The sequence below is a fragment of the Micromonospora sp. L31 genome (genome assembly GCF_052068075.1).
Lineage (GTDB): Bacteria > Actinomycetota > Actinomycetes > Mycobacteriales > Micromonosporaceae > Micromonospora > Micromonospora purpureochromogenes.
In genome coordinates, this window is record NZ_JBQHDC010000002.1 from 603694 (window position 1) to 615690 (window position 11997).

Consider the following 11997-nt stretch of genomic DNA (forward strand, 5'->3'; position numbering starts at 1 on the left):
CGGCCGGGGTGTCGTCCCCGGCCGCACTCGATGCAAGGAGACCCCGGTGAATTTCGACGAACTTTTCGGCCACCTCGGCCAGCACACCGTCGACGGGTTGTCCAAGGGGGCGATCTACGCCCTGATCGCCCTGGGCTACACCCTCGTCTACGGTGTACTGCGACTGATCAACTTCGCCCACTCCGAGGTCTTCATGGTCGGCACCTTCGCGGTGCTGGGCGTGTGGACCGCCTTCGGGGTGGAAAATAACCCGCCGGCCGGCCAGGCCATCCTCTTCCTGGTGCTCGGCCTGATCGCCGCGGCGGTCGCCTCGGGCGGCACGGCCCTGGCGATCGAGCGGATCGCGTACCGCCCGCTGCGGCGCAAGAACGCGCCGCCGCTGATCTTCCTGATCACCGCGATCGGCCTCTCCCTGGTGCTGGTCGAGGTCTTCGGCCTGCTCCTGCCCGACGTGGCGGGCGGCGCGCTGCCGTCGCTGTTCGGCCGGGCCCGGCAGATCGTCGGCATGCCGACGATCATCAAGCAGGAGACCCTGTTCCAGATCGGCGGCACGTCGATCACCAACATCCAGGTGATCGTCTTCGTCTCCGCCGTGGTGATGATGGCCCTCCTCGACTGGTTCATCAACCGCACCCGCTACGGCCGGGGCGTGCGGGCGGTGGCGCAGAACCCGGAGACGGCCGCGCTGATGGGCGTCAACCAGGAGCGCGTGATCATGCTGATCTTCGTGCTGGGCGGGATCATGGCCGGCGCGGCCGCGCTGCTGTGGAGCATGCGTTTCGGCTTCACCCAGAACAGCATCGGCTTCGTGCTCGGCCTCAAGGCGTTCACGGCCGCGGTGCTGGGCGGTATCGGCAACCTGCGGGGCGCGCTGGTGGGTGGTCTGTTCCTCGGCGTCGTCGAGGTCTACGGCGCCACGCTCTTCGCCTCCAACTGGGAGGACGTCATCGCGTTCATCGTCCTCATCGTGGTGCTGATGTTCCGCCCGACCGGCCTGTTGGGTGAGTCGCTCGGGAGGGCCCGCGCATGATCGACAAGATTCGGAACGCAGACCGCCGCCGGGTCGGCATGCTGACCTCCGTCGGTGACCGGTTCGGCGCGCTGCCGAAGTGGCAGCGGATCGCGGCGCTCGTGGCCCTGGTGGGCTTCCTGTACTACCTGCCGCTGCTCGGCATCCCTGGCCTGACCTGGCTGCGCACCGACTCGATCGCCGGTGGCAACAACTGGGCCGGCGTGCTCTTCGTCTGCGCCATCTACGTGCTGGTCGCGATCGGTCTGAACGTGGTGGTCGGCCTGGCCGGCCTGCTCGACCTCGGCTACATCGGCTTCTTCGCCGTCGGCGCGTACAGCGTGGCGCTGTTCGGCTCGGTCAACTCGCCGGTGGTGAAGTGGATCCAGAACGAGTTCGACCTGCCGCCGACCTGGGCGGTCACCTGGTCGATCTGCCTGCTGCTGGCGATCGTGCTCACCATGGTCTTCGGGGTGCTGCTGGGCTGGCCGACGCTGCGGCTGCGCGGTGACTACCTGGCGATCGTCACGCTGGGCTTCGGCGAGATCATCCGGATCGTGGCCCGCAACGCCAACGGGGTGACCAACGGCCCGCAGGGCATCTCCGCGATCCCGGGCCCGGAGGGTCCGCCGGCGGCGGAGAACGAATGGTTCGGCCTGATCGACGCGAAGCCGTGGTACTGGCTGGCGATCACCGTGGTGCTGCTGATGGTCTTCGCGGTGCGCCGGCTGGAGCACAGCCGGGTCGGCCGCGCCTGGCTGGCCGTCCGCGAGGACGAGGACGCCGCCGCGGTGATGGGTGTCTACCCGTTCAAGTTCAAGCTGTGGGCGTTCGCCATCGGCGCGGCGCTCGGCGGCCTGTCCGGGTTCCTCTTCGCCAGCCGGAACGCGTTCATCGACCCGACCCAGTTCAACGCGAACCTCTCCATCCTCTTCGTCGCCATGGTCGTGGTCGGCGGCTCGGGGAACATGGTCGGGGTTTCGCTCGGTGCGGTGCTGCTGGCCTACCTCCCGGAGCGGTTCCGGGAGATCGCCGACTACCGGTGGCTGGCCTTCGGCCTGGCCATGGTGCTGGTGATGATCCTGCGTCCGCAGGGCCTCATCCCCAGCCGGCGGCGGGCCCGTGAGCTGAAGGACCGCGCGGCGGCGGCAGAGGAGGCGCCCGCTCATGTCTGACGAGACCACCAGCACCGCCACGCCGAAGATCCCGGCCCAGCCGGGTCCCCGGCCGGTGCTGCTCGAAGTCGACGACGTCACGCTCCGCTTCGGCGGCGTGGTCGCCCTCGACAAGATCGATTTTCAGATCTACGAGGGCGAGATCCTCGGCCTGATCGGGCCGAACGGCGCCGGCAAGACCACCAGCTTCAACGTGATGACCGGCGTCTACAAGCCCACCTCGGGCGCGGTCCGGTTCCGCGGCGAGCGGGTCACCGGGCGCAAGCCGCACCAGATCAGCCGGATGGGCATCTCGCGGACGTTCCAGAACATCCGCCTGTTCCCGGAGATGACCGCGCTGGAGAACGTCATGGTCGGGACCGACTCCCGGCACAAGACGAGCGTGCCCGGGGCGCTGTTCCGGCTCTACCGGGTCCGGCCCAAGCCGGAGGAACTGCCGCAGGTCACCGCCCCGGACGGGATCAAGCGGACCTGGCAGCAGGTGCGTCGGTCGTGCGCGAAGACCTTCGGCCTGTCGCGGCACATCCTGGAGGAGCGGGCCGCCGAGGCCAAGGCGCTGGAGCTGCTGCGCTTCGTCGGGATCGCCGACCGGGCCAACGACGAGGCCCGCAACCTGCCCTACGGCTACCAGCGTCGGCTGGAGATCGCCCGGGCGCTGGCCACCGAGCCGAAGCTGATCTGCCTGGACGAGCCGGCCGCCGGCTTCAACCCGGCGGAGAAGGAGGAACTGCTCACCCTGATCCGGAAGATCCGCGACAAGGGGCTGACCGTGCTGCTCATCGAGCACGACATGCGCCTGGTCATGGGGGTCACCGACCGGATCGTGGTGCTGGAGTTCGGCCGCAAGATCGCCGAAGGGGCGCCCGCCGAGGTCAGCCGGGACCCGAAGGTGATCGCCGCATACCTGGGGGAGCCCGCCGATGACGCTGCTTGAGCTGGACGACGTGAGCGTCGCGTACGGCCGCATCGAGGCCCTGCACGGCATCAGCCTGACCGTGAACGAGGGCGAGGTGGTGGCCCTGATCGGCGCGAACGGCGCCGGCAAGACCACCACCATGCGGGCCATCTCCGGGACCCGGGCGCTGTCCGGGGGCCGGATCACCTTCAACGGCGAGGACATCAGCAAGCTCCGGGCCGACCTGCGGGTCGTCCGGGGGCTGTGCCAGTCGCCCGAGGGTCGGCAGATCTTCCCCGGCATGACCGTGATGGAGAACCTGGACATGGGGGCGTACACCCGGCGGGACTCCGCCGGCATCGCCGCCGACCTGGACCGGGTGCTGACCCTCTTCCCGCGGCTGGCCGAGCGCCGCAAGCAGGCCGGCGGCACGCTCTCCGGCGGTGAGCAGCAGATGCTCGCCGTCGGCCGGGCGCTGATGAGCCGCCCGAAGCTGCTGCTGCTCGACGAGCCGTCGATGGGTCTGGCCCCGATGGTCATCCGGCAGATCTTCGACATCATCACGGAGATCAACCAGCAGGGCACCACGATCCTGCTGGTGGAGCAGAACGCCCAGCAGGCGCTCTCCCGGGCGCACCGGGGGTACGTGCTGGAGACCGGTCGGATCGTGAAGGAGGGGTCCGGTCAGGACCTGCTCACCGACCCGGCGGTCAAGGAGGCGTACCTCGGCGTGGCCTGAGCCGCGTCGTAGCGTCGGCGGCCGTCCGTCCCCCAGGGGGCGGGCGGCCGTCCGGCGTCTGCCCGCGTGTCGGTTTCCCTCCTACGAGCGCGGTGCCGCCGCCCGGAGATGTCGGGCGTTGCGACTAGAGTCGCTGCCGTGACAGCTACGACCCCGCGCCTGCTCCTCGTCGACGGACACTCGATGGCATACCGGGCCTTCCACGCCCTGCCGGTGGAGAACTTCTCCACCACGACCGGGCAGCCGACCAACGCGGTCTACGGCTTCACCTCGATGCTGATCAACGTGCTCCGCGACGAGCAGCCGACGCACATCGTCGTCGCCTTCGACGTCTCCCGCCGCTCCTTCCGCACCGAGAAGTACGCCGAGTACAAGGCCGGCCGCAAGGAGACCCCGACCGACTTCAAGGGCCAGGTCAGCCTGATCAAGGAGGTCCTCGACGCGCTGCGCGTCCCGGTGGTGGAGAAGGAGGGCTTCGAGGCCGACGACGTCATCGCCACCCTCGCCTGCCAGGCCCGCGACCAGGGCATGGAGGTGCTGATCAGCAGCGGCGACCGGGACGCCCTCCAGCTCGTCGGCGAGCGGGTCACCCTGCTCTACCCGCGCAAGGGCGTCTCCGACCTGGCCCGGATGGACCCGGCCGCCGTCGAGGCGAAGTACGGCGTCGGCCCCGAGCGCTACCGCGACCTGGCCGCGCTGGTCGGCGAGGACAGCGACAACCTCTCCGGCGTCGACGGCGTCGGCCCGAAGACCGCCGCCAAGTGGATCAACCTGTACGGCGGCGTGGACGGGGTGGTGGCCAGCGCCGACGCGATCAAGGGCAAGGCCGGCGACAACCTGCGCGCCCAGCTGTCCCGGGTGATCCGCAACTACGAGATCAACTGCCTGGTCTCCGACCTCGACCTGCCGCTGCGCCCCGAGGACGCCCGCTGGACCGGCTGGGACCGGGAGGCCGTGCACCAGGTCTTCGACACCCTCCAGTTCCGCATCCTGCGCGACCGCCTCTACCAGTACCTGGAGGCCGTCGAGCCGGAGGCCGAGGCCGGGTTCGACCTGGCCGGCGCGGTGCTGACCGAGCCGGGCGCGCTGGCCGGCTGGCTGGCCACGCACGCCCCGGCCGGCACCCCGGTGGGGCTGGCGGTCAAGCTCGGCACCGGCCCGAACCGCCGGCACACCGCCTCGGTCACCGGCATGGCGCTCGCCACCGCGGGCGGCGCGGCGGCCTGGTTCGACCCGGCCGGGCTGGAGCCGGGCGACGAGTCGGCGCTGGCCGGCTGGCTGGCCGACCCGCAGCGCCCCAAGGTGCTGCACGACAGCAAGCCGGCGGTGCTGGCGCTGGCCGCGCACGGCTGGTCGCTGGAGGGCATCGCCCGGGACACCCAGATCGCCGCCTACCTGGCCCGCCCCGACCAGCGTTCCTACGACCTGACCGACCTGGCCCTGCGCTACCTGCACCGCGAGCTGCGGGTCGACGCCCCGGAGACCGGCCAGCTCACCCTCGACGGGCTGGGCGACGAGGGCGTCGTCGAGCAGAACCTCATGCTCCAGGCCCGGGCCACCCTCGACCTGGCCGACGCGATCGACGCGGAGCTCTCCCGCGACGGTGAGCAGCCCAACCGGCTGATGGCCGGGGTGGAGCTGCCGCTGATGCGGGTGCTCGCCGGCATGGAGCGGATCGGCATCGCCGCCGACACGCAGTACCTGTCGGAACTGGAGGCGCACTTCGCCGCCGAGGTGAAGGCCGCGGCGCAGGGCGCGTACGAGGCGGTGGGCCGGGAGTTCAACCTCGGCTCGCCCAAGCAGTTGCAGGAGATCCTCTTCGGCGAGCTGGGCCTGCCCAAGACCAAGAAGATCAAGACCGGCTACACCACGGACGCCGACGCCCTGCAGTGGCTCTACGCGCAGAACCCGCACCCGGTGCTGGAGCACCTGCTGCGCCACCGGGACGTCGCCAAGCTCAAGTCGACCGTGGACGGCCTGCTCAAGTCCGTCTCCGACGACGGGCGGATCCACACCACCTTCAACCAGACGGTGGCGGCGACCGGTCGGCTCTCGTCCACCGAGCCCAACCTGCAGAACATCCCCATCCGCACCGAGGAGGGGCGGCGGATCCGCCGGGCCTTCGTGGTGGGGGAGGGCTACGAGTGCCTGCTCACCGCCGACTACAGCCAGATCGAGATGCGGATCATGGCGCACCTGTCGTCGGACGACGCGTTGATCGAGGCGTTCAACTCCGGCCACGACTTCCACGCCGCCACCGCCTCGTCGGTCTTCGGCGTGCCGGTCGGTGAGGTCACCCCCGACCAGCGCCGCAAGATCAAGGCCATGAACTACGGCCTGGCGTACGGGCTGAGCGCCTTCGGTCTCTCCCAGCAGCTCGGGATCAGCGCCGAGGAGGCGCGCGGGCTGATGGAGAACTACTTCGCCGGGTTCGGCGGGGTCCGGGACTACCTGCACGAGGTGGTGGCCCGGGCCCGGCAGGACGGCTACACCTCCACCATCCTCGGTCGCCGGCGTTACCTCCCCGACCTGGTCAGCGACAACCGGCAGCGCCGGGACATGGCCGAGCGGATGGCGCTCAACGCCCCGATCCAGGGCTCCGCGGCCGACATCATCAAGGTCGCCATGCTGCGCGTCGACACCGCGCTGCGCGACGCCGGGCTGCGCTCGCGGATGCTGCTCCAGGTGCACGACGAGCTGGTCTTCGAGGTGGCGCCGGGCGAGCGGGAGACCCTGGAGGCGCTGGTGCGCCGGGAGATGGGTGCGGCGTACCCGCTGTCGGTGCCGCTGGAGGTGTCGGTCGGCGAGGGGCGGGACTGGAACAGCGCCGACCACTGACGCTCTTGTTGCGGTTGGGGGTTCCGGGGGGAGCCCACCCCGCTCCGGGCGGTCAGGCTTGATCCCTGCGCGGGGCGGGCTCCCCCCGGAACCCGACGGGGTTTCTGTGGTCGGTGCTGTTCGGCGCTGTGATCTGAGTGGTGGGTCAGCGTCCGGGTCCCCGGCGCTCCTTCGGCGGGGTGCCGTGCCGCTCGAGGGCCCGTCGGGACGGGCCACCCGGGGGCGGAAGCGGGCCCTTGAGGGGGTCGTGGCCCCAGTTCATCAGGGACCAGCGCCACTTGGTGTCGCGCACGTCGCCGGAGGGGCGCTGGGCCATGTGCCGGCGGACGTAGCCGACCACCTTCCGCATGTGCTTGTAGTCGCCCTCGGACAGGTCGCCGCGCTTGCGCCGCAACAGGTCGATGATCTTCCGGCCGGATTCGTGCCCCACCGACTCGCCGCCTCCGGAGCGGCCGCCCTTGTGCCAGCCGACCTGCTTCGACTCTTCGGTCTCCAGCCAGGAGGAGATCTCGCCGGGCTTCATGTTCACCGCCTCGGCGAACTCCTGGTACGTGTCCCGGCCGTCGTCACCTCTGCTCATGACGCAACGCCTCCGGTCGGTGGGCCACGTCGCGTCCCGAGTCGTCGTTGCGGATCCGGTACTGCGGATGGTCCTCCGTCGCGTTGACGGCGTGCCCGCGTACGTGCGTCCGATCGATCAGCTTCTCCTTGACCACGCCGTACGCCCGGCCGCTGTGACTGGCCCAGGAGACGTGGTCACCCTCGCGGAATTCCCTCTGCTCGGCCATGCCGGGCGGGTACCCGCCGTCGATGCCCCGAAACGACGCCACCTGGCCTGCGGCGTGGTCAGCCGGCGGGCTTGTCGGTGACGAAGATGGCGGTGCCGGGAAAGAGCCGCCCGCGCAGCGGGCTCCACTGCCCCCAGATCCCCTCGTGCCCCGCCGGCCACTCCGGCTCCACCAGATCCCGCAGCCGGAACCCGGCACCGACCAGCTCGCGGATCCGGTCGCCGAGGGTGCGGTGCTGCTCGACGTAGGTGGCCACGCCCGAGTCGTCCTGCTCGACGTAGGGGGAGCGGTCGAAGTACGAGTGCACGGCGGTCAGGCCCCCCTCGCCCGGGTCGTCCAGGAAGATCCACCGCATCGGGTGGGTCACCGAGAACACCCACCGGCCGCCCGGGCGCAGCACCCGGTGCACCTCGGCCATCAGCGCGGCCGAGTCGTCGACGAAGGGGATCGCGCCGAAGGCGGTGCAGGCGATGTCGAACGCCCCGTCGGCGAAGGGCAGCGCCAACGCGTCGGCCTGCACCAGCGGTACCCGTACCCCGGTGCGGTCGGCCGCCTGCGCGGCGTGCCGCAACATGCCGGCGGAGAGGTCGAAGGCGACCGGCCGGGCGCCCTGGGTGGCCAGCCAGCGGGCGCAGGCCGCGGCGCCGCAGCCCACCTCCAGCACCCGGCGTCCGGCGACGTCACCGAGGAGCCGGGCGTCGGCCTCGCGCAGGCCCTCCGGGCACCAGACGAAGTCCGTGTCGCCGAGGAAGGCGCCGTGCTCGGCCTGGTAGTCGTCGGCGTCGGTGTCCCACCAGCCCCGGTTGGCCCGGCGGGTCTCCGCGTCGCCGACCCGCCGTCGGGTCACCCTGTCGTCGTCCACCCGCTCACGCTAGGCCCTGGCCCGGTCGACGCCGACGGCGACCGGCCGGCGGATACGGCCGCGATCGGCACGAAGGCGAGGGCGGTCTGCGGGCGTCGCCGCGGTGCGCTACCTTCTCTGCGTGGTGGGACGGCTGTGACGCAAGAGACAGTCGAGACGCTTTTCCACCGAAATCTCCGCTTTCGCAGCTGACGAGGTCGCGAGGACACGGGAGGCCTTGCACGCTGTGGTAATGCAGCGGGTAGGCTAGACGATGCGCTCGCGGATCGTGTGCCTCGGCAGGGAGCAGGTGCGCGGTCACCGGAGCCACTAATGATCTTCACTTGGCGATCGTTCGGTGTGCCCGATGGCGGATCCGCTGGCGCGAAATGGTCACCGCGACACCACGCCTGCTGTGACAACCCATCCGACCGGAGCAACCGCCCACATGACGAGCAGCATCGAGGCCCCCTCGAGCGCCACCCGGGTCACCCACGACGATCTCGGTTCCGAGGAGGCTTTCCTCGCCGCGATCGACGAGACCATCAAGTACTTCAACGACGGCGACATTGTCGAAGGCACCGTCGTCAAGGTCGATCGGGACGAGGTCCTGCTCGACATCGGCTACAAGACCGAGGGCGTCATTCCCTCTCGGGAGTTGTCGATCAAGCACGACGTGGACCCCGCCGAGGTCGTCTCGGTCGGTGACCACATCGAGGCCCTGGTCCTCCAGAAGGAGGACAAGGAGGGTCGTCTGATCCTCTCCAAGAAGCGGGCGCAGTACGAGCGGGCCTGGGGCACGATCGAGAAGATCAAGGACGAGGACGGCGTCGTCCGCGGTTCGGTCATCGAGGTGGTCAAGGGTGGTCTCATCCTCGACATCGGGCTGCGCGGCTTCCTGCCCGCCTCCCTGGTCGAGATGCGGCGGGTGCGCGACCTGCAGCCGTACGTCGGCCGCGAGCTCGAGGCCAAGATCATCGAGCTGGACAAGAACCGCAACAACGTGGTCCTGTCCCGCCGTGCCTGGCTGGAGCAGACGCAGTCCGAGGTGCGCACCGAGTTCCTCAACAAGCTGCAGAAGGGCCAGGTCCGCAAGGGCGTCGTCTCTTCGATCGTCAACTTCGGCGCGTTCGTCGACCTGGGCGGCGTGGACGGCCTGGTGCACGTCTCCGAGCTGTCCTGGAAGCACATCGACCACCCGTCCGAGGTCGTCGAGGTGGGCCAGGAGGTCGAGGTCGAGGTCCTGGACGTCGACCTGGACCGCGAGCGGGTCTCGCTGTCGCTGAAGGCGACCCAGGAGGACCCGTGGCGGCAGTTCGCCCGCACCCACGCGATCCAGCAGATCGTGCCGGGTAAGGTCACCAAGCTGGTGCCGTTCGGCGCCTTCGTCCGGGTGGACGACGGCATCGAGGGCCTGGTCCACATCTCCGAGCTGGCCGAGCGCCACGTGGAGATCCCGGAGCAGGTCGTGCAGGTCGGCTCCGAGGTCATGGTCAAGGTCATCGACATCGACCTGGAGCGCCGCCGCATCTCGCTGTCGCTCAAGCAGGCCAACGAGGGCTTCGTCGAGGGCGAGGAGCACTTCGACCCGACCCTCTACGGCATGGCCGCGACGTACGACGCCGAGGGCAACTACATCTACCCGGAGGGCTTCGACCCGGAGACGGGCGAGTGGCTCGAGGGGTACGACAAGCAGCGCGAGACCTGGGAGAACCAGTACGCCGAGGCGCGTCAGCGTTGGGAGGCCCACACCAAGCAGGTGCAGACCTCTCGCGCGGCCGACGCCGAGGCCGCTGCCAACCCGGCTCCGGCCGTCACCGGTGGCACCACCACCACGACCACCACGGCCCCGAGCCGTCAGGCCGAGGAGCCGGCCGGCACCCTGGCCACCGACGAGGCGCTCGCCGCTCTGCGGGAGAAGCTCGCCGGCGGCAAGTGATCCTGTGACAACTCCAGCTCGGCGCGGCTGACGCCGCGCAGCGACCTGGAGCCGTCAGTGACGACGACGGGCCCCGTTCCCGCGATCCGGTAATCACCGGGTCGCGGGGGCGGGGCCCTCGCGCGTCTCCGGACAGTCCTCCCTCGCCGCTCACGCGGGAGCCACGCCTGACCCCGCCTGGCCGCGCGCCTGGCCGCGCGCCTGGCTGTGCGCATCGCTGTGCGCGGCGAAGCTCAGCCGCTCCGGCCACGCCGTGGCCGGCTGTTGCCGCCAGAGGCGGCTTGATCGACTCCGTTTGCGGCGTGTTGCGGTGTCCCGGGCCCTGAACACCGCCACACGCCGCAATCCGCGACGCCACCGCCACCCCACGCGGACCGGCGCCGTCGACGCCCCGCCAAGCGGCTGCTGCCGCAGACGCCGTCGCTGCTCTGGGTCGGGGCTGCCGCCAGGGCGACTTGATCCACTCCGTTTGCGGCGTGTGGTGGTTTCCCGAGTCCCGGACACCGCCACACGCCGCAAACGGGGGACATCGCCGCCCCCGCCCACGCGGTTTTGTGGTGGGGGTGGTGATCCGGTTGACTGGTCCGGTGCTGATGGTGGGACTGACCGGAGGGATCGGCTCCGGCAAGAGCGCCGTGTCGGCCCGGCTGGCCGAGCGGGGTGCGGTGGTCATCGACGCCGACCGGATCGCCCGTGAGGTGGTCGCCCCGGGCTCTGCGGGGCTGGCGGAGATCGTCGCCGCCTTCGGCGACCGGGTGCTCGACGCCGGCGGCGCGCTGGACCGGGCGGCGCTGGGCGCGGTGGTCTTCGGCGACGAGGTGGCCCGCCGGCGGCTGGAGGCGATCACCCATCCCCGGGTGCGGGCGCGTACCGCCGAACTGGCCGCCGCCGCGCCCTCGGACGCGGTGGTGGTCAACGACGTGCCGTTGCTGGTCGAGGTGGGGCTGGCGCCGACGTACCACCTGGTGGTCGTGGTGCAGACGGCCGTCGCGACCCGGCTGGAGCGACTGGAACGCGACCGGGGGATGCCCCGCGCGGAGGCGGAGCGGCGGATCGCCGCGCAGGCCGACGACGCTCGCCGGCGCGCGGCGGCGGACGTGGTGCTCAGCAACGACGGCACCCTCGAGGAGCTGCGGGCCGCCGTGGACGCCCTCTGGCGGGACCGGTTGCTGCCCTACGAGCGCAACGTCCGCGCGGGCCGGGTGGCCCGGCCGGAGCGGGTCGTGCTGACCGAGCCGGACCCGACCTGGCCCCAGCAGTACGCCCGGCTGGCCGCCCGGATCCGGCACGCCGTCGCCCCGGCGGACCTGCGGGTGGACCACATCGGCTCGACCGCCGTGCCCGGCCTGGCCGCCAAGGACGTGATCGACATCCAGGTGACCGTGTCGTCGCTAGACGAGGCGGACGGGCCGCTCGCCGAGCGGCTCGCCCGGGCCGGCTTCCCGCGGCTGCCCGGCGACTGGTGGGACAGCCCACGCCCGGCCGGCAGCGGGCGGTGGGCCAAGCGGTTCCACGGCAGCGCCGACCCGGGGCGCCCGGCCTATCTGCACCTGCGGGTGGCCGACTCGCCCGGCTGGCGGTACGCCCTGCTGATGCGGGACCACCTGCGCGCCGACCCGGACCAGCGGGCCGCCTACCTGCTGCTGAAGCGGGAGTTGGCGGCCTCGGCCCCGGACAGCGGCGCGTACGCGACGGCCAAGGACCCGTGGTTCGACGAGGAGCACCTGCGGGCCGAGGAGTGGGCCGCGCAGACCGGGTGGCGGCCCTGACCGG

Annotated in this window: 10 protein-coding genes; 7 read left to right on the forward strand and 3 right to left on the reverse strand. The window is 71.2% G+C overall.

Going from position 1 to position 11997, the window contains the following annotated elements; translation table 11 throughout:
- The first annotated feature begins 46 nt into the window (after window positions 1-46).
- The 5 genes from ACTMS9_RS09395 to polA all read left to right on the forward strand — a co-directional run bounded on the left by ACTMS9_RS09395 (window position 47) and on the right by polA (window position 6656).
- Window positions 47-1030: a branched-chain amino acid ABC transporter permease gene (locus tag ACTMS9_RS09395; protein WP_357913188.1), complete on the forward strand. Its 984-nt coding sequence runs from the start codon at window positions 47-49 to the stop codon at window positions 1028-1030.
- Window positions 1027-2184 carry a branched-chain amino acid ABC transporter permease gene (locus ACTMS9_RS09400; RefSeq protein WP_357614147.1) on the forward strand — a complete coding sequence of 386 codons (1158 nt, stop codon included), beginning with the start codon at window positions 1027-1029 and terminating at the stop codon, window positions 2182-2184. The genes ACTMS9_RS09395 and ACTMS9_RS09400 overlap by 4 nt, the downstream gene beginning before the upstream one ends.
- Complete coding sequence (locus ACTMS9_RS09405; RefSeq protein ID WP_357614144.1) at window positions 2177-3118, forward strand: ABC transporter ATP-binding protein; 942 nt, start codon at window positions 2177-2179, stop codon at window positions 3116-3118. The genes ACTMS9_RS09400 and ACTMS9_RS09405 overlap by 8 nt, the downstream gene beginning before the upstream one ends.
- Window positions 3105-3818 carry an ABC transporter ATP-binding protein gene (locus ACTMS9_RS09410; protein ID WP_357614141.1) on the forward strand — a complete coding sequence of 238 codons (714 nt, stop codon included), beginning with the start codon at window positions 3105-3107 and terminating at the stop codon, window positions 3816-3818. The genes ACTMS9_RS09405 and ACTMS9_RS09410 overlap by 14 nt, the downstream gene beginning before the upstream one ends.
- 138 nt (window positions 3819-3956) lie before the next feature.
- On the forward strand, window positions 3957-6656 hold the full coding sequence (gene polA / locus ACTMS9_RS09415) for a DNA polymerase I (RefSeq protein ID WP_441164680.1): 2700 nt from the start codon (window positions 3957-3959) through the stop codon (window positions 6654-6656).
- A gap of 145 nt (window positions 6657-6801) precedes the next feature.
- Here the strand turns inward: polA and ACTMS9_RS09420 are convergent, their stop codons facing one another.
- From ACTMS9_RS09420 to ACTMS9_RS09430, 3 genes are read right to left on the reverse strand one after another with little or no spacing between them, the layout of a single operon-like run.
- Window positions 6802-7236, reverse strand: coding sequence for a DUF3140 domain-containing protein (locus ACTMS9_RS09420; protein ID WP_441164682.1), 435 nt, complete (start codon window positions 7234-7236; stop codon window positions 6802-6804).
- The gene (locus ACTMS9_RS09425) at window positions 7223-7444 is read right to left on the reverse strand and encodes a DUF2945 domain-containing protein (RefSeq protein ID WP_441145065.1); all 222 of its coding nucleotides are present in this window, start codon (window positions 7442-7444) and stop codon (window positions 7223-7225) included. The genes ACTMS9_RS09420 and ACTMS9_RS09425 overlap by 14 nt, the downstream gene beginning before the upstream one ends.
- A 58-nt stretch (window positions 7445-7502) precedes the next feature.
- Window positions 7503-8306 (reverse strand): class I SAM-dependent methyltransferase, encoded by an 804-nt coding sequence (locus ACTMS9_RS09430; protein ID WP_280840791.1) that lies wholly within the window; start codon window positions 8304-8306, stop codon window positions 7503-7505.
- A gap of 427 nt (window positions 8307-8733) precedes the next feature.
- Here ACTMS9_RS09430 and rpsA point away from each other — a divergent pair, with 427 nt between their 5' ends.
- The gene (gene rpsA / locus ACTMS9_RS09435; RefSeq protein WP_088961211.1) at window positions 8734-10224 is read left to right on the forward strand and encodes a 30S ribosomal protein S1; all 1491 of its coding nucleotides are present in this window, start codon (window positions 8734-8736) and stop codon (window positions 10222-10224) included.
- A 587-nt stretch (window positions 10225-10811) separates the two neighbouring features.
- Window positions 10812-11993, forward strand: coding sequence for a dephospho-CoA kinase (gene coaE / locus ACTMS9_RS09440; RefSeq protein ID WP_441164684.1), 1182 nt, complete (start codon window positions 10812-10814; stop codon window positions 11991-11993).
- Window positions 11994-11997: the final 4 nt, after the last annotated feature.